The organism is Actinomadura kijaniata NBRC 14229, from assembly GCF_001552175.1.
In the GTDB taxonomy this organism is placed as follows: Bacteria; Actinomycetota; Actinomycetes; order Streptosporangiales; family Streptosporangiaceae; genus Spirillospora; species Spirillospora kijaniata.
Genome location: NZ_BCQR01000042.1, coordinates 42067 through 59710, shown reverse-complemented (window position 1 = coordinate 59710; position 17644 = coordinate 42067). Strand labels below are relative to the sequence as shown.

The window sequence follows — 17644 nt, the reverse complement described above, 5'->3', positions numbered from 1 at the left end:
TCGACGGGGCGACACGCGCCCCGGACGTCGCGGCCGTCGCGGGCGGGCTCACCCCCTCATCAGCACCCCACCGAGCACGGAGGGCGCATCCCGCATTCTGCCACGCGAAGCCGACGCCGCCCGGGCACTCGGCACATTAGGGCACGGGACGGGACAGCGCGGATCTTCCCCGCCCCGCCGGGATCAGGCGCAGGCCCCGAAGGGGCGGTCGCAGTGCAGCGCGTCGCCGCCGATTTCGGGACGGACCTTGTCCACCATCGCACGGGGGCCGGTGACCAGCCAGTTCGGGCCGCGCAGCAGCGAGAACGCGCCCTGCTCGCCGAGGGCGCCTTGGCCGACGCCGCTCTTCCAGCTCTCCAGGGCGGTGTCGACGGTCATGCCGGTGTCGGGGGTGAAGACGGCGGCGGCGACGTAGCGCCCCTCGTAACGGCACTCGACGCGGGTCTGCTCGGCGACGCAGCCGGTCGCCCCGGCGGCGCGCAGGGCCCTGCCGATCCCCCCGGCGTCCCGGTGGGCGGCGGCGGTGGCGGCGGGGCGGGCGTCGGCCTCGCCGTCGCCCAGCAGGAGGACGGCGGCTCCGGCGGCGGCGAGCGCGGTGCCGCCGACCGCGCCGGCGATGGCGAGCAGGGACGTGGACTTCATGCGCTCCAGAATGCCGTACTCGTCAGTAACCTGGCGCTTGCCCGGGCTGTTAGTCCGCCCACGTAACCACGCCCTGACAGGGGCGAGGGCCCCTCCCCGGCACGGGAGGGGCCCTCTTTCCACCCGCCGGTCCAGGCGGGCGTGCCCTGCGATCTCCGTCCGGCGGTCCGCTCAGGCGGAGCCCGCTCCGGTCAGGGAGCGCACCGACAGGTCGTCGTACCTCTCGCGGTCGGCGCGTTCGCGCCCCAGGAACGTGCCGACCACCGCGCACAGGAACCCGAACGGGATCGACACGAGCCCGGGGTTCTCCATCGGGAACCAGTGGAAGTCCACCCCGGCGGGGAACAGCGACAGGCTCGCGCCGGTCACCGGATCGACCTTGCCCGACACCACCGGCGAGAAGAACACCAGGACCAGCGACGACAGCAGCCCGCCGTAGATGCCCCACACCACGCCGCGCGCGTTGAACCGCCGCCAGAACAGCGACAGCGTGATCGCCGGGAGGTTCGCGGCGGCGGCCATCGCGAAGGCGAGGGCGACCAGGAACGCCACGTTCATGTTCTTGGCGATCACCGCGAGCACGATGGCCAGCGACCCGATCAGGAACGCCGCGAACCGCGCCACCGCGACCTCCTGCGACTCGCGCGGCCGGCCGAGCATCAGCACGTGGCCGAAGTAGTCGTGCGCCAGCGAGGTGGAGGAGGCCAGCACCAGGCCCGACACCACCGCCAGGATGGTGGCGAACGCGACCGCCGCGATGAACGCCAGCATGATCTCGCCGCCGATCCGCCCGCCGACCATCTCGCCGACCGCCTGCGCCAGCTGCGGGGCGGCGGTGTTGCCCGCCGGGTCCTGGGCGACGATCTCGGCGCGGCCGACCAGCGCCGCCGCGCCGAAGCCGAGCGCCAGCGTCATCAGGTAGAACGCGCCCACCAGGCCGATCGCCCAGTTCACCGAGGTGCGGGCGGCGCGCGCGTCGGGCACGGTGAAGAACCGGGTGACGATGTGCGGCAGGCCCGCGGTGCCGAGGACCAGCGCCAGCGCCAGGCTGATGAAGTCCAGCTTGTTGATCAGCGTCTGGGCGGTGTCGGGCACCTCCCGGCCGTACTTCAGGCCGGGCTGCAGGAACGCCTGCCCCCGGCCGCTGGAGTCGGCCGCCGCGCCCAGCATCGACGACAGGTTGAAGCCGAACCGGGCCAGCACCAGCAGGGTCAGCACCGCCGCGCCGAAGATCAGCAGCACGGCCTTGACGATCTGGACCCAGGTGGTGCCCTTCATCCCCCCGAAGCTCACATAGACGATCATCAGCGCGCCGACACCGATGATCGCCAGGGTGCGGGCGGTGTCGGCGGACATCCCCATGAACGTCTCGCCGGCGTGGATGCCCAGCAGCAGCGACACCAGCGCGCCCGCGCCGACCATCTGCGCCAGCAGGTAGAAGACCGACACGGTGACGGTGGAGACGGCGGCGGCGGTCCGCACCGGGGCCTGGTGGCGCACCCGGTAGGACAGCACGTCGGCCATGGTGAAGCGGCCCGCGTTGCGCATCAGCTCGACCAGCAGCAGCGTCAGCAGCCACGCCACCAGGAAGCCGATCGAGTACAGGAACCCGTCGTAGCCCGACAGCGCGATGATCCCGGCGATGCCCAGGAACGACGCCGCCGACATGTAGTCGCCGGCGAGCGCGGTGCCGTTCTGGGCGCCGGAGAAGCTGCGGCCGCCCGCGTAGAAGTCGACGGCGCCCTTGGTGTTGGCGCGGGCCCAGAACGTGATGCCGAGGGTGATGCCGATGAACACCAGGAACAGCACGAACGTCAGCGCGCGGCCGCCCCCCGCCTCGGCCGCGAGCGTCCCGGCCCGCACGGCCGCCGCCCTCACTGGAGCCACCCCGGGTCGGGGCGGACGCCGGGCCAGCCGCGTTCGGTGTCCCGGGGGCGTTCGACGGACGCGCCCCGCTCGTGGGCGGTGAAGGGGTCGGCGGGGCGCGGGCTCCGCTCGGCCGCGGCGTCCTCGGCCCGGGCGCGGGCCTCGGGCTCGGGGCGGACGGCGGCGTGGCCGGGCGGATGGGGCGCCTGGTCGGCCTCGGCCCGCAGCTCGGCCGAGAGCGGGTCCAGGGTCTTGCGGGCGTAGGAGGCGTAGCACCAGGCCAGCGAGAACGTGGAGACGAACTGCAGGACGCCCATCACCAGCGCCACGTTGACGTTGCCGAACAGCGGCTGGGCCATGAACCCGCGCGCGAACGCCGACAACAAGACATAAAGCAGATACCACCCCATGAACGAGGCGACGATCGCGGCGGCGAGCCGCCGGAACCGGGATCGCAGCAAAAGGAACCGCTCATCATGCGCCATGGCGGCGTATCGAACGCCGGTGCCCTGCCGGGCACGGCCGCGCCCCCCGCGCGGCTGGGGTGGTCTTGAGTCCCAGACCATCCGGCCCTCCCCTGACTCATAGTGACCCTCAGTAGTGGTCTCATCACTATGAGATCAAAGAATGGGAGCGGGTAGTGGCCGGTTGGCGAGAAAGCAAGAAAAAGCCGCCAGGGCGAGGCCAACCTGGCCCCCAGGCAACCCCATCGCGCCCAATGTCCACTTCCGAAACCGAAATGTCGGAGCCCTGTCCGGGAATGCGGCCATGCCCGATGGGGAGGACGACCAAGACCAGAAGGTTACGCTCCGTACATGACAGCCGGTAATGGACCAGGTAAGGCGGAATCCTCAGCCGCCGATCCGCGGTCCTTCCGGCCACAGGGCGGCCAGCCCGGCGGGGGTCAGCGGCTCTCGATAAGCTGTCCGCAATACGTTTCCGGTCGCCTCTCCCCCCTTTTCGGCGAGGGAGACGAACCAATCCACACCGGCCGGATAAGCCCACAGATAGGAGCGCAGCAGCGGGTTCGCCCCCCGGTCGGCCAGCTGCGCGGCGACGCGGTCGTCACCCCACCAGGGGACGGCGGCGCGCATCCGGTCGGCGACGTCGAGGACCGGCGTTCCGGCGTTGATGTCCAGGTGGGCGCGGGCGCGCACGAGCTGCACGTAGTGGTCGAGGCGGATGCGCGCGGCCAGGATGGCGTCGTCCGGCGTGACGAACAGCGGCCACGCCTGGGCGAGCCCCTCCAGCATCACCTGCTGGAGGGCGTGCACGGAGAGTAGCCGGACCCAGGGCGCGTCGGCGGCGCGGGCGTGCAGGCTCGCGCTCTGCAAACCGTGGCCCAGGACCTCGTGCAGCGCGAACTGGCGGGCCCCGGCGCGGGTGAACTCGACGTTGGGCAGGTTGAGGCGCAGCCGTACGTCCCGGCCCGCCCCGTCCAGCCAGAACGCCCAGTAGGCCTCGACCTCGGCGGTCTCGACGGTGAGGCGGTAGGGGGCGTCGCTGCCGGTCAGCGCGCGGACGGCGGGTTCGAGCTCGGCGACGGCCCCGCGGATCGCGTCGGGCGCGTCGGCGACGTCGAGCGGGCCCTCGACGCGGCGCAGCTCGGCGTTGGCCTCCGGCCCCCACGCGACGCCGACCTCGGCGAGCGCGGCGACGGCGATCCGGCGGCGTTCCTCGACGTACTCGGGGGACCAGCCGACGGCGCCGCAACCCTGGGTGGCGCGCACGTACGCGTCGAGCGGGGGGCGTTCGCCGAGGAGGGCGCCCAGGTAGGCCAGGTCGGCGTCGACGCGTTCCCGCACCGGCCCCTCGGCGTCCCCGCGCAGCTCGGCGAGCCGCCGGTACACGCCGAGCCGGTCGGCGGCGGGCTCGGGCTCGGGGCCGCCCGGCAGCAGGTCGAAGTCGATGACGGGGTCGCCGCCCCGCTTCACCTCGTAGGCGTCCCAGGCCCGCAGGACCGCTTCGACCTCGTCGCGCACGTTCGTCACGCCCCTATGTGATCACAGCCGGGACCGGCCGCGCCGGGCGGGGTTGAGGAGCCGCCCGTTCCGGTAGATAGGGGGACATGGACGCTGACGTGATCGTGGTCGGGGCGGGGCTGGCCGGGCTGGTCGCGACCGCCGAGCTGATCGCCGCCGGGCGGCGCGTGATCCTGCTCGACCAGGAGCCGCGCACCAACCTGGGCGGGCAGGCGTACTGGTCGTTCGGCGGGCTGTTCTTCGTGGACTCGCCCGAGCAGCGGCGCATGGGCGTCCGCGACTCGCACGCGCTGGCCTGGCAGGACTGGCTGGGCAGCGCGGCGTTCGACCGGGGCGTCGACGACCCCTCCGGCGAGGACTACTGGGCCCGCCGGTGGGCCGAGGCGTACGTGGAGTTCGCGGCCACCGAGAAGCGTTCCTGGCTGCACGGGCTCGGGGTGCGGTTCTTCCCCGTGGTGGGGTGGGCCGAACGCGGCGGCCACCTCGCCGACGGGCACGGCAACAGCGTTCCGCGGTTCCACATCACCTGGGGCACCGGACCCGGGCTGCTGACGCCGTTCGTGCGGCACGTGTTCGAGACCGAGAAGCTCGGACGGGTGGACCTGCGCTTCCGGCACCGCGTCGACGGGCTGGTCGTCACCGGCGGGACCGTCACCGGCGTCCGCGGCACGATCCTCGAACCCAGCACCGCGCCCCGGGGGGTGTCCAGCTCCCGGACGCCGGCCGGCGACTTCGAGCTGTCGGCGCAGGCCGTCCTGGTGACCTCCGGCGGCATCGGCGGCGACCACGACATGGTCCGCGCCTTCTGGCCCCCGCGGCTCGGCGGGCCGCCGCGCCACATGATCGCGGGCGTTCCCGAGCACGTGGACGGGCGCATGCTGGCCATCGCCGAGGACGCGGGCGCGCGGCTGGTCAACCGCGACCGCATGTGGCACTACACCGAGGGCGTCCAGAACTGGAACCCCATCTGGCCCCACCACGGCATCCGCATCCTGCCCGGCCCGTCCTCGCTGTGGCTGGACGCCCGCGGCCGCCGCCTCCCGGCCCCCTGCCTGCCCGGCTTCGACACCCTGAGCACCCTCAAGACGATCATGGATTCGGGGTACGAGCACTCCTGGTTCGTGCTCACCCGCAAGATCATCGAGCGGGAGTTCACGCTGTCGGGCTCCGAGCAGAACCCGGACCTGACCGGCCGGAGCATCCCGCAACTGCTGAACCGGGTGGGCGCGGGCGCGCCCCCGCCGGTCCAGGCGTTCCTGGACCACGGCCCGGACTTCGTCACCGCGACCACCGTGCCCGAGCTGGCCGCCGCGATGAACGACCTGGTCAAGGAGCCCCTGATCGACCCGGCCGAGCTGGAACGGCAGATCGTCGCCCGCGACCGCCAGGTGGCGAACCCGTTCAGCAAGGACCTCCAGGTCATGGCGGTCCACAACGCCCGCCGCTACCGGGGCGACCGGCTGATCCGCACCGCGGCGCCGCACCGGCTGCTGGACCCGAAGGCCGGGCCGCTGATCGCCGTCCGGCTGCACATCCTGACGCGCAAGACGCTGGGCGGCGTCCAGACCGACCTGTCCGCCCGCGCGCTGCGCGCCGACGGGACGCCGTTCCCCGGCCTGTACGCGGCGGGCGAGGTGGCGGGATTCGGGGGCGGCGGCGTCCACGGCTACCGGTCGCTGGAGGGGACGTTCCTGGGGAACTGCCTGTTCGGAGGGCGTGTCGCGGGGCGCGCCATCGCGGAGGAGACGCGCTAGGAGCAGGGCGTTATGCTGGCCGGGATCACCGGGGCAATCACCGCGAGGCAGGCCAGTCTTGACCGAAGCAGCAGGCTCGAAGCTGTTCACTCCCGACCTCGTCAGCCCGAAGCGGACGATCGGCCGGCGGACCTTCGACTTCGCGCGCCAGGTCGCGGTGATGGCCATCATCAACCGGACCCCGGACTCCTTCCACGACCGGGGGCGCACGTTCGCCCTGGACAGCGCGGTGCGGGCCGTCGAGGACGCGCTGTCCCACGAGGCGGACTGGCTGGACATCGGCGGCGTCCCCTTCTCCCCCGACACCCCGCCGGTGTCGCGGCAGGAGGAGATGGACCGGGTGCTGCCCCTGGTGGAGGCCGCCCGCGCCCGCACCGGCGCCGTGATCTCCGTCGAGACCTACGACCCCGAGGTCGCCCGCGCCGCCGTCGCCGCCGGGGCCGACGTCATCAACAACGTCACCGGCCTGCACGACCTCGCCCTGGCCGACGTGGTCGCCGAGACCGGCGCGCACGTCATCATCACCCACAGCCTCGCCGCCCCGCGCACGCGCTACCCGCGCCCGACCTACGAGGACGTCGCCGGGGAGGTCGCGGCGTTCCTGCGCGACCGCGTCGAGGCGGCGCTCGGCCGCGGCATCCCGGCGGACCGGATCATCATCGACCCCGGCCACGACCTGAACAAGAACACCTACCACTCGCTGGAGCTGACCCGCCGCCTGGCGGAGATCGCCGCGGTGGGCTACCCGATGCTCGCGGCCGTCTCCAACAAGGACTTCATCGGCGAGACCATCGACCGGCCGCAGCGGGAACGCGTCGAGGGCACGATCGCCGCCGTGGTCTTCTGCATCATGCAGGGGGCGCGGATCGTGCGCGTCCACGACGTCCGCGAGACGGTCGCGGCGGTGCGGATGACCGAGGGCATCCTCGGCTGGCGCCCCCCGGCCCACACCCGCCACAACCTGTGACCTACCGCTCGACCTGGTACTTGAGGAACAGGTAGTCGCCGTCCTGGACGGTGTGGCGCAGCTTCATGCGCTGGATGTCGATGACGGGGCCGTCCAGGATGCGCTTGGCGGTCCCGGCGACGACCATGGGGCTCATCGTCAGGCACAGCTCGTGCAGCCACCCGGCGGCGGCGACCTCGGCGAGGAGCGTCGGGCCGCCCTCGCAGAGCATGCGGCGGAAACCGCGTTCGGCCAGCGTTTCCAGCATCAGCCCGACGTCCGCCGACCGGTCGCCGCAGACGAGGACCTCGGCGCGTTCCTCAGCGACCCGCAGCCGCTCGGCGGGCGCGGCCGCGCACGTGACGATGATCGGCCGGCTCCGCGCCTCGGCGAAGACCTTGCCGTCGAAGTCCAGGTCCAGGCTCCGGGACACGACGACCAGCGGCGTCGCCGAGGGGAACTCGTCGTACTCCCGGACGGTCGAGGCCCCCATGATCACGACATCGGCGAGCTTCCGGAGCTCCTGCATCAGCAGCCAGTCGGTCTCGTACCCGATGGCCCCGGTGTTCCCCTTGTACTGGATGGCCCCGTCCAGGGTGGCGATCATGTTCGCCCGCAGCCAGGGCGCGTCCTCCGGATAGTCGTAGGCACTGACCAGCTCCTCGATCTCCATACGGAAACCGTACGCGAGCGCTGTCAGCGGCCGCCGCTACGATCGCCCGGAACCCGATCACCGAGGCGGACCCATGCACGAAGAACGGCTTGCCGAGTTCTCCCGCGAGCGCCTGGACGGCCGTCCGGTCCCGGACGACCTGCGCACGATGCTGGTGGCGCAGTGGGAGGGCCGCACCGACCTCCAGTTCCTTCTCGACCTGACGTTCCTGGAGCCGGGAGAGCCCAGCCCGCTGCTCGACACCAGCTACCTCAGCGAGAAGGAACTCGCCGACCCCGAGATGCAGGCCATCAACGCCGGCATCGCGGAGATGAGCAGGTACGCCAAGTTCGTCGCCAAGGGCGGCAAGGGCTGGATCGGCTACTGGACGCACCCCGACGAGCCCGAAGGGCCCCCGCCCGTCATCGAGCTGGACACCGAGTTCACCTACTGGACCCTGGCGGGCGGCAACCTGGCCGAGGCGTGCGCCTCCGAACGAGCCCGCTACCAGGGCGAGCCCGACGAACGCATCGCCTTCGCCCAACTGGCCGACCAGCTCGCCGAACTCGGCCTCCCCCTCAGCACCCGGGACTACGACGCCCTCCACGACCCCGGCTGCGAGGTGGACCCGGAGAAGCTCACCAACGAGCTCATCGACATCGAACGCGGGAACCGCGGCATCGCCTGACCACGCTCCGGAATAGATCATTCACACCGGGTAGACCAGGGGACATGAGAGCCACACCGATCACACCCGATGGTCGGCTAGGGCCGGCCGACCGCCATCCCGGCATGAGCGACCCGCGCTACCTGCGGCGGCGACGCGCCTTCGCGGCCCTCGCCCGCGGACACCAGGTCGGGCAGCCCTCTCCCACGGTCCGGTACACCGAGGAGGAGCACGCCACCTGGCGGACGGTCCACCGCGCGCTGACCCGGGCCCACCGCCGCCACGCGTGCCGCGAGGTCCTCGAAGCCCGCGAGCAGGCCCCGGTCCCCGCCGACCGGATCCCCCAGCACGAGGAGGTCGGAGCGGAACTCCGACGCCTGACGGGGTTCAGCTTCACCCTGGCGGGAGGAGTCGTCCCCACCAGGCGGTTCCTCGGATCGATGGCACGGGGCCACTTCCACGCGGTGCAGTTCGTCCGGCACCCGGCCGTTCCGCTGTACACGCCCGAGCCGGACGTCATCCACGACGTGTTCGGCCACGGCCTCCACCTGTCGCACCCCGCCATCGCGGAGATCTACCGGATGATCGGCCGCGCCGCCGTCCGGGCGGACGGTCCGGAGACCCTGGACGCGATCAGCCGCGTGTACTGGTTCACCCTCGAATGCGGACTGCTGGCCGAGAGCGGCGTCCCGAAGGCGTTCGGCGCAGCACTGCTCTCCTCGTACGGCGAGCTCAACTGGCCCGGACACCAGATCCACGAACTGGACGTCCCCACCATGGCACGCACCGACTACGACATCACGGGCTACCAGCCCATCCTGTTCTGTGCCCGCTCCCTGACCCACCTGACCGACGCACTGGCCGACTACCTCGAAACCCTGCCCGAAACAGCCCACGCAGCATGATCCCGCAACAACTAACGCGAATCCCGGCGAGAAATCCGCACACCGGCCGCCGAACTCTTCGAACAGGTCCAGCCCAGGCATCGGCGATGGAGCGACAAGAACACGGAACGTATCCGCTTCAACTGGTGTCCGCAGATCGCTCCCGCTTGAACGGGATGGGCTCCCGGGAGTACTCGATCCGGCCGGTATGCGGGTCGCGTTGGGGCAGGGCCGCCACGTGTTTGGGGATGATCGGCCAACTCACCCCGTGCCCCACGAAGCCCGTCTCACGTGCGGCGACATAGGCGGAGAGGTACGCGAACAGGAACGCCAGGATGGCGACCACCAGCACGACGGTGAACCGGACGGTGCCGAAACCGGTGACCAGCAGGGCGAACGGCGTGAGCACAGCGACGGCGAGACCGCAGGCGGCCCAGACCCACCGGCGGGCCCGCCTACCGGAGGTGGCCTCAACGCTGTGCACGGTGAAGTTCAACGTCTTCTCGCACACCGGGCACCGAACGGAACGCCGATGCGCCGAACTCCCGTCATCGGGCCTGTCAACGAGCCAGAACCGCCCCTCGTAATCCCAGGAGACCGTGTTACCCGGCGAGGGACGCCCAACGAAGTTCATCCGGTGCAAGAGCATCGTCCGCTGCTCCCGCTCGACCACGAACCCCATGCCGAACGCCCCTTCCACCACCAAGCCCAGAACGGATTCTTTGGCGACCAGAAAAGAAGGTCAAGCACACAGCCAGGCAGAGACCCCCAGAGCCCCCTTCCCACCTGGGAAGAGGGCTCTGGCGTGGAGAGCCGGCGAGGGGACTTGAACCCCTAACCCCTTGTTTACAAGAAACCGGCACCACCCACCGGAAGCGCTCCGTCCCAGGTCAGTCCATGTGCCACTGCCTGCATCCGCCAGCAGCCGTAAGCCTCCGTAGCTGTACCCCCTGCTGTACAGCCACCGCCCTTACCTAGGGCAGAACTACTCCATCAGAGGTCAAGCCGACCCGGGGCGCAGGGGCCGTCAGACTGCTGCATCGGAAGCCACGCGTCAGCTACAGCCCCAACCCTTAGGTTGCACAACCACACACAGCAAGCGATCTGGGTCTCAGCTAATGGCCATCCGCTTCTATCGGGCAGGCGTCAAGAAAGGCGGACCCGTCTTCTGTGTAGGGGCCTTCTACTTCGGCAATAGGAAAGCGTGCTCGGGCTTCATTGAGCAGACGTCGCGCAATTCCGCGACGTCGCCAAGACGAAGCGGTCCAAATATGCGCTACAGACTCGTAGATTCCATTTTCGTCACGATCACGGACAATCAAAAACCCAACGAGGTGCCCACTATAGAGTGCCGTCTCATCATTCCCCGCGCTCGTTCGGGACTCTGGGGAAAGCATAAGCAACCAGATGCCCGAGTCGCCAGGAGGGAAATCCCATCCGGCTTCACGCCTGTACGCGCGCGCGGCACGATCCAGGGCGCTATCGTGCCAACCTCCGGTGGGCCCGTTGAATGTAGCCCCATCAAGTTCGATCTCACCGATGCTGTGGGCGTCGTCGTCAAAGTTGTGAACTGCTATGACGGTGCCCCACCCCTCCCTCGGCGGTGCATGCCACCAAATGAGTGGGCCGAGCTGAGCGGCAAGAGCTTGGTATGCCCTGTCAACCATGGCAGGGAACTGGGTGGCCACTTCTGAGGTCGTCAGACGCTCTTCGGGCACAAACCCGTCTCCGGAGATGGCTTCGAGAGCGCGATGCGCGGCCCGAAGCGCTATCTCAACTTCCGAAGATGCTGGAGACTCTTCATCACTCATTGAGGATGCACCCTCTCTTTTATGCTTCGCCTTGTCAACGCGCAAACCCTTGAATGCTAGCGTCTTTTACAGACACGAGCATGGCGCTTGTCCGATGATGCCACAAGTCTAGAAGACTACCTGCTCAATGGCTTCTCGGAGCCTAACTTCTCTGGCTTGAGTCGGAAGATTCCAGACTTTGCGTGGGGTGAGCCTCGTAGCCTGGCGCGGGGTCAAGCGACACTTGCACGAGCTTGACTCCCCTTGATCCCGAACAGCATAAGACGACAGCGAGCATCTAATTACAAGCAAGATCGAGGGGGTCCACGCGTATCCAGGTCTGCCCTCTGCTCTGCATGCGGACGGTTCCTACGTGCGCAGCCGTCCAAGGTCATCCAGAGCCGTTACTAGCACCTTCGTTAGCAGGCTCAATCCGCCGCAGCCCCGATCCGGAGTGCATGATCGCGCGAACGATCGTCATGTGTGACAGGCAGCCTCGCGCGATCATGTGCTTCGGCCGGCGAGGGGTCTAGGGGGCGGCGCGCCCCCTGGTTCGAGCACGCTCAACCGGCGTTCGCATCAAGCTTCAGCGAACGAAGCGGAGCGCGGCCTACAGGGAGTTGCGAGGCCCCCTTTACGCTCGTACGGCTGTGAAGCATAGCGCGAAACTTCTCATACAGCGCTCTCCGGCTTATGGGTCCGGATCAGGCGATCATTCTGTCGCAGCACGAGGACCGTGGAGTCGAGCAACTCAAGAACTAGATCTTTGAGTGGTTCATTATCAACGGCAATGATCTGCAGTTCGTCCTCGTACTCTTCCCCAACCTGCTTGAGGAGACGATAGACATCCGCTACGCGCGCTCGATCGAATCCTTCAGAGCCGGAATTAGCCGATATCCCATCGATAATCAGAAACCCAGGAAGGGGGAGGTCTCTATCAATGGCGACTGTGTGATGCGCCAAGGCATGGGCAATATTTACGAGGGTCTTGAGACCTTGACTCGACAGCTCTTCGAAGCTTCTTCCTGCAATAATCGGCAGGAACGTGGTTCTATTTATTTTAACGCTCAACTCGTCGCCAAATTGAGGTATGTGCAATTCATGCAGATACTCCAACATCCGCTGCTCTAGCGCTCGGACGTGTTCCTCTGCATCAACCTTGCCAAGCTCCTTGCTCTCAATCTCCGCAGACAACTCGTCACGGCTGTCTTCAAGTTCTGAACGCCGCTGGCTTGTGTTCTGAAACTTTCGCAAAAGAGCAAGGTACTCATTGAGGCGAGCAACATCTGCCTCAAGACGAGCTTGTTCTGCAGCGAGATTCTCAAGAGTTGTTGCCCGATCGGAGATGAAAGATGCCGTCTGCCGATCAAGCCTTTCCGCCATCTCCTCAATTTCTCGGTCAAGAGACAGCATCTCGTCCTTGATGATTTTATGCGTTACGGACCGCTTTTCGATAAGCTCCTCGGTTTCAAGGATTTGACTTCCGATGCGGTCTTGCTCGGCCAATAGTTGGTCCCGGGACACAGAGGTTGTGTGTTCTTGAAGGCATAGATAGCACGTTGCTTCGGTTCCCCTATCAGCATCGACATCAGTGCCACACCTTGGACATACGACAAAATCAAAGTCGACGAGCCATTCATCAGCCACAATGGCCCTAGTTATCCGTGCCGATTGGCTCTTAAGCTGCCGATGCAGATCTCGCAAATCGGCAATTTGTGCTTGAAGACGCGATTCTCGATCGCCAATGTCCGTTCTACGACCACGAAGTGCCAGAAGAGTCTCACGCGACTCTTGTGCGCCAGGTACCTCAGCTACAGAAGTAGCGATTTCACTACTCTTTTGACGAAGCAACATAAGCTCAGTCTGTCGATCGCGCAACCGCAGTTGCAGCGCCGAACTGTCCGCAAATGGAGTTTCCGCCAAGAATTTTTCTAGTACAGTGCTCTCTTGATCGAGCGCCTGAAGTTGCAAGTCGATACTTCCGAGAGTCGCGACCAACCTTGCAAGCTCTGGATCAAAATATCCATAAATTAGCTCAAACACCCACCGACGCTTGATATTGCGAAAGGGGTGTAGGTGGCCGAAGACTTGGGTGTCCAGCTCGTCCCCTGCAATAATGCAGTACCCAAGCCAGTCTGTCATGGTAATCGGCGTGAGCTTGTCAGTTGGACGTGTCCGGGCCTGGGGCACACTAACGACGGGTATCGAGAGCTGGTCCAGCATAAAGGAGCTGTAATTCTGACCTGAACCAGCTGCTGGAAGACGCATCGCTACCGGTGGACGTCGATCAGTTACTATCTGCTCAGCAATTTCAATCATTGCACTCCGAGATGCTGCTCTGGGTCGGTAGATACGCCAATTGCTATCCCCCAACAAAACGTCTCCCAGAATCCCCGTAATGCGTTGTGTCTCTGGAGCCAATCCATCAGGCATAACGCCCAACAGTCCACGTATCAGCCGAACGAGCGTGGTTTTCCCAGTTGTAATATCACCGAAGATGACGTTGAGTCCGGAACCAAAGAAGACCTGCCGACCACCTCCCACAAGCTCAACCTTATTTATCCGCAGCCGATGAGAATTTGCGAGTTGTTGCCTTTCTTTCTGAGGTGAATCAGTCATTTAACATCCTCGTTCCAGGCCGCGTCAGCCACTTCAGGAAGCTCATACAGATATCCTTTGAGCGTGGCACCCGACTTATCGAGATACTTTCTCAGCAACTGCAAGCGTTTTTCGAGCTGAAAAAAGCTCTCATCGTCTCTCAGGGCGGACGCGAGTTCTGCACCTAGCTGCGAAGTTCGATAGCCGAAACCTGAGCGCCCTCCTAGCGGAACTACCTCTACCAGACCTCGACCTATCAGAGAACCAAGTATTGCGTAGTAGGAAGGATCCCATGGTCCATACCGGTATCTCATCATGCGCGAATCAAGCGGCGAGTCGCCAGCATCCAGGTCTCTTAGTTGAGACTCATTTACACCATGCGCCAACAGCAACCTGCGTAGATGATGTGGATACCTAAGAAGGAAGTCGAGCTTTGCTAGCTTAACTCGCCCTTCTAGATACCGCACTGCATTCTTTTTCCGACTGAAAGTGTCAATTAGGAGCAGGATCCTGCCCTCCCCTTCTCGCGTCGGCCTGTACTTTGTTCGCGACCCAGTTGGCGATACTTTTTCCTTCGATTTTTCTGGCACTACGTACTCCGCCAGCCAAAGCGACATTCATCAGAAAGGTGACTCAAGTACCCGTAGATGGCGAACCCATCACCGTTGAACAACTTTTTTTGATCAATACTTCCAAGCTTAGAGGGATCGCTAAGCAGTTCTGCCGCGATAAATTCAGCGGGTCTATATGCAGCAGACGGATTGACTGCCTGGGAAACGGTAACTTTAGAGGCTGTAGCGCGCCCTACGATTAGTACTCGTTCAGCAAGTTCCTCAAGTTCGCCTTCTGGATCCTGTCTACTTGCAATGAGCTTTTGGCGAATGACTTCTGCATCTGCACGAAGCTCTTTGGCTGTCCGAATCGTCGCTTCGCTAGCCCCTGCGGCAAGCATTTTTAGCTCCAGCGCGGAAGCGCTGGAGCCCGCAGATATCCTCTCCATTAGTTGCTCGCTTGTCGCGCCAGTAACTGGAGGAGTGAGGCTTATGAGCGTTGCGCGTTGCAGTGTCTGTGCATAAAGCGCTCTTAGCGCATCATTCCCATTACGTTTCGAAACTGTTGCCCCTTGTCTCAGCAGGGGTAGAGCTGTTGCAATGTTAGTCCTTATGCTTTCAATCTTGACCTCACCAGCTTGAGCTGTTGTTGCCGCATCCAACAATCGTTTATATACATACCGAAGTTCCTGAATAGACAAAGAGGGCCACAATGCCCCCATTTCCTGAAGGCAAGCAGCATCGGTATAAGCCTGAGATGGTTGACCATGCCGAATTTTGAGACGGCTCAAAAAGTCATCAATCCAGGCCGGTTCTGCCCCAAGTTTTACAATCTTCTCCCTTAGCTCTTTCGGTGCATCATGTGGGGCGTTTACAAATTTTTCAGTAGGTCCACCTTCAGCGATAGGACCTTCAAGCCACAGTTCAAAGGTTGACTGTTCATGCAAATTTGCCTTTCTGGCCTCCTTGTATGCTCGAATCAAGGACTCTATACCATTCCCGTCATAGCAAATCTTGTTTGCACTCCATGATCCTTTGTCGCGCGTCTTCAGTTGCAGGAATCGCAGATGATCTGGGTATACAACCAATATGTCCTCGACATGCTCACAAATGATGCACATCGGCCCGCCCTCATCAACGAGGCATGTCAGCCACATACGGACGGCTTGCTTGACCTGCCAAAGGTAGCGTCTAAAGGTTGAGACACCGGTGGGGTCGCTGGACAGGTTCGCCACCGTAGTTAGCATCGGGCTAATTTCAAGTTGCCTAGGCTCGATGTCACTCAAGTAGCGCTCCAGCTATACGAACTACACACGAAGTCCTCATGCCCCTGCCAGAAGTCGAGCCTTGCGTTACAGGCCGTACGACAGAAGGGCTATCGATCCAGCACGAATTGATGTGCTACAAGGATGCCAAGAGTTGCATGCAATGCAGTGCCTTTCACATGACCGGATGCGGTCATGTGAAAGCGCTTAGCGAGGTGCAGCATCATTGCTCATGCAACTCTCAGGCGAGCCACGCTGCTCTTCTCACGGCGCTCGCGGGTGTCCGCCCCGGCGGGCGGGACCGGACGGGACAGGCCGCACGCCCGGTGCGGCGGGGCGGGCGGCCGCCTGGCGGCGCGGAGCGGCGCCCTTGAAGACGTAGAGAAAGTTCTCATTCGGCTCTGTTGTCCCTGTTGTCGCTGAGGTTGGTCGCGAGTCGGGCCGCTGGTGCCTGAGGCTGGTAGAACGCTCGGTTATGGGTGATGAGCGGCTGGTGGAGGTCGGGCGGGAGCTGCGGCGGCTGCGGACTGCGGCTGGGCTGTCTGGCAGTGGGCTGGCTCGGTTGGCGGGGGTGCCGCAGCCGACGGTGTCTCGGGTGGAGATGGGGCGGCGGGTCTCTGATCCGGTTGTCGTGCTGCGGCTGTTCGAGGTGCTGGGGGTCGGGGCGACTGAGGTTGAGCGGCTGGAGTCGTTGGTTCGGGAGGCGTATGAGCGGTCGGCTCCTCGGCGGCTGGATGCGGGGGTTCTGTTTCGGCCTGGTGCTGGGGTGGAGCTGGTTCGGGGCGCTCGGCGGGTGCGGGTGTGGGAGTCGGCGGTGATGCCGCGCTTGCTGCGGACCGATGGGTACGCGGCTGCGGCTGGGCTGGGTGCGGTGACTGAGTGGAGGTCGGTGCTGCACGAGCCTGGGCGTGAGGTGGTTGTGGTGCTGGCGGAAGGGGTCTTGCGCACTTGGCCTGGGTCGGGCGAGTGCATGGAGGGACAGTTTGCGCGGGTGGCGGAGGTAGCGGGGTTGCCGCATGTGCGGTTGGGCGTGGTGCCTGATGTGCGGCTGCGTGGGGTGGGGCTGGGGCATGTGGCTCTGCACGGGTTCACGCTGGTGGATGAAGCGGCGGTCACGGTGGAGACGTTCACCCGCGAGATCGGCCTGACCGATGAGCGTGAGGTGCGGGCGTACGCGGAGGTCTTTGCGCAGGTTGAGCGGGCTGCGGAGTTTGGGGAGTCCGCGCGGGAGCTGGTGGAACAGGCGGCGGCAGACGTGCGCCGCACCTTGAAGACTATTCACTGAACGTATTGAATAGCCCCCTAGATCTGTCATACGCTGCGTCTCCCTCGGGGTGTTTAGCCCCCTAGACGCGCGGTGGTGATGCAGATGACGCGCTGGTCCCGGCTCTTCCCGGGCGGACCCGGGTCGGTCGGTGAGGCTCGCCGACTCACGCGGGCGCTCCTCGGCGACAACCTCCTGGCCGAAACTGCGGAACTGGTGGTGAGCGAACTCGCCACGAACGCCGTGGAGCACACCGAGAGCGGCGAGGTCGGCGGCTCCTTCGTCCTGGAGCTGGACGTTGCGCAGGACTGCGTTCGGGTGAGCGTGGTCGACATGGGGTCTCGGGGTTGTCCCCGGGTCGCCGACGAGCCTGCCGATGAGTTCGCGCAGGACGGGCGTGGGCTGCACATCGTCCAGCACGTCTCCAAAGCGTGGGGGTGTGAGCCGGTCCGGATGGGCCTGCGCGTCTGGGCCGAACTGGCGGAGGCGCTCTGATGGTCAGGGCGCCTGCCCGGTGCGGAACCCGGGCCGGATACAACGCGCACCGACGGCGCGGCGAGGCCGCGTGTGAGGCCTGCCAGGAAGCGGTCAACAAGTACATGCGCGGTCCCACGAACCTCGCTCGTCGGCGTGCCCGGGGGCGGGCACTGAGCCGACTGGCGCTCATCCATCCCGATCTTTACGCCGCGTTGTACGCCGAAGAGCTGACCAAGGAAGGCGTCGAGTTCCCCCGGCCCTGGCGCAGGAAGGAATCCGGTCGGCGTTGAGCGGGCCTCCCATGCC

16 protein-coding genes are annotated in these 17644 nt (G+C 65.7%); 6 read left to right on the top strand and 10 right to left on the bottom strand.

All coding sequences use genetic code 11. From position 1 onward, the window contains the following. Positions 1 to 183: 183 nt before the first annotated feature. The 4 genes from AKI01S_RS15255 to AKI01S_RS53460 form a co-directional block, all read right to left on the bottom strand. Positions 184 to 642 carry a hypothetical protein gene (locus AKI01S_RS15255; protein WP_067816982.1) on the bottom strand — a complete coding sequence of 153 codons (459 nt, stop codon included), beginning with the start codon at positions 640 to 642 and terminating at the stop codon, positions 184 to 186. A gap of 171 nt (positions 643 to 813) precedes the next feature. Further along, a complete protein-coding gene (locus AKI01S_RS15250) occupies positions 814 to 2529 on the bottom strand; it encodes a monocarboxylic acid transporter (RefSeq protein ID WP_218009687.1) in 1716 nt (571 codons plus the stop codon). Further along, entirely contained in the window at positions 2517 to 2993 is a 477-nt protein-coding gene (locus AKI01S_RS15245) for a DUF485 domain-containing protein (RefSeq protein ID WP_083999612.1), read from the bottom strand. The genes AKI01S_RS15250 and AKI01S_RS15245 overlap by 13 nt, the downstream gene beginning before the upstream one ends. Before the next feature lie 366 nt (positions 2994 to 3359). Then, positions 3360 to 4499, bottom strand: a complete 1140-nt coding sequence (locus AKI01S_RS53460) for a hypothetical protein (RefSeq protein ID WP_245681634.1) — start codon at positions 4497 to 4499, stop codon at positions 3360 to 3362. Between the two features lie 77 nt (positions 4500 to 4576). On the opposite strand from AKI01S_RS53460, the gene AKI01S_RS15235 reads away from it, so the two are divergent. After that, on the top strand, positions 4577 to 6244 hold the full coding sequence (locus AKI01S_RS15235) for an FAD-binding dehydrogenase (protein ID WP_067816971.1): 1668 nt from the start codon (positions 4577 to 4579) through the stop codon (positions 6242 to 6244). Between the two features lie 58 nt (positions 6245 to 6302). Next, positions 6303 to 7211 carry a dihydropteroate synthase gene (gene folP, locus AKI01S_RS15230; protein ID WP_067816968.1) on the top strand — a complete coding sequence of 303 codons (909 nt, stop codon included), beginning with the start codon at positions 6303 to 6305 and terminating at the stop codon, positions 7209 to 7211. A gap of 1 nt (position 7212) precedes the next feature. Here the strand turns inward: folP and AKI01S_RS15225 are convergent, their stop codons facing one another. Further along, positions 7213 to 7863 carry a dihydrofolate reductase family protein gene (locus AKI01S_RS15225; protein WP_067816966.1) on the bottom strand — a complete coding sequence of 217 codons (651 nt, stop codon included), beginning with the start codon at positions 7861 to 7863 and terminating at the stop codon, positions 7213 to 7215. 73 nt (positions 7864 to 7936) lie between these two features. On the opposite strand from AKI01S_RS15225, the gene AKI01S_RS15220 reads away from it, so the two are divergent. Both AKI01S_RS15220 and AKI01S_RS15215 read left to right on the top strand, forming a co-directional pair. Continuing rightward, a complete protein-coding gene (locus tag AKI01S_RS15220; protein ID WP_067816963.1) occupies positions 7937 to 8530 on the top strand; it encodes a hypothetical protein in 594 nt (197 codons plus the stop codon). 104 nt (positions 8531 to 8634) lie between these two features. Then, positions 8635 to 9414: a phenylalanine 4-monooxygenase gene (locus tag AKI01S_RS15215; RefSeq protein ID WP_245681633.1), complete on the top strand. Its 780-nt coding sequence runs from the start codon at positions 8635 to 8637 to the stop codon at positions 9412 to 9414. 118 nt (positions 9415 to 9532) lie between these two features. Here AKI01S_RS15215 and AKI01S_RS15210 read toward each other — a convergent pair whose 3' ends face one another. The 5 genes from AKI01S_RS15210 to AKI01S_RS15195 form a co-directional block, all read right to left on the bottom strand. Further along, entirely contained in the window at positions 9533 to 10075 is a 543-nt protein-coding gene (locus AKI01S_RS15210) for a hypothetical protein (protein WP_157419853.1), read from the bottom strand. A gap of 433 nt (positions 10076 to 10508) precedes the next feature. Further along, the gene (locus AKI01S_RS54660; RefSeq protein WP_369688720.1) at positions 10509 to 10790 is read right to left on the bottom strand and encodes a GNAT family N-acetyltransferase; all 282 of its coding nucleotides are present in this window, start codon (positions 10788 to 10790) and stop codon (positions 10509 to 10511) included. A 1065-nt stretch (positions 10791 to 11855) separates the two neighbouring features. Next, positions 11856 to 13802 carry a coiled-coil domain-containing protein gene (locus AKI01S_RS15205; protein ID WP_218009686.1) on the bottom strand — a complete coding sequence of 649 codons (1947 nt, stop codon included), beginning with the start codon at positions 13800 to 13802 and terminating at the stop codon, positions 11856 to 11858. Then, entirely contained in the window at positions 13799 to 14398 is a 600-nt protein-coding gene (locus AKI01S_RS50525) for a hypothetical protein (protein WP_157419851.1), read from the bottom strand. The genes AKI01S_RS15205 and AKI01S_RS50525 overlap by 4 nt, the downstream gene beginning before the upstream one ends. Then, complete coding sequence (locus AKI01S_RS15195) at positions 14371 to 15618, bottom strand: dsDNA nuclease domain-containing protein (RefSeq protein WP_157419850.1); 1248 nt, start codon at positions 15616 to 15618, stop codon at positions 14371 to 14373. The genes AKI01S_RS50525 and AKI01S_RS15195 overlap by 28 nt, the downstream gene beginning before the upstream one ends. Positions 15619 to 16072: 454 nt before the next feature. Here AKI01S_RS15195 and AKI01S_RS15190 point away from each other — a divergent pair, with 454 nt between their 5' ends. Together AKI01S_RS15190 and AKI01S_RS15185 are read left to right on the top strand one after the other, a co-directional pair. Continuing rightward, the gene (locus tag AKI01S_RS15190) at positions 16073 to 16882 is read left to right on the top strand and encodes a Scr1 family TA system antitoxin-like transcriptional regulator (protein ID WP_067816946.1); all 810 of its coding nucleotides are present in this window, start codon (positions 16073 to 16075) and stop codon (positions 16880 to 16882) included. Positions 16883 to 16960: 78 nt separating this feature from the next. Further along, on the top strand, positions 16961 to 17356 hold the full coding sequence (locus tag AKI01S_RS15185; protein ID WP_245681637.1) for an ATP-binding protein: 396 nt from the start codon (positions 16961 to 16963) through the stop codon (positions 17354 to 17356). The last annotated feature ends 288 nt before the right edge of the window (positions 17357 to 17644 follow it).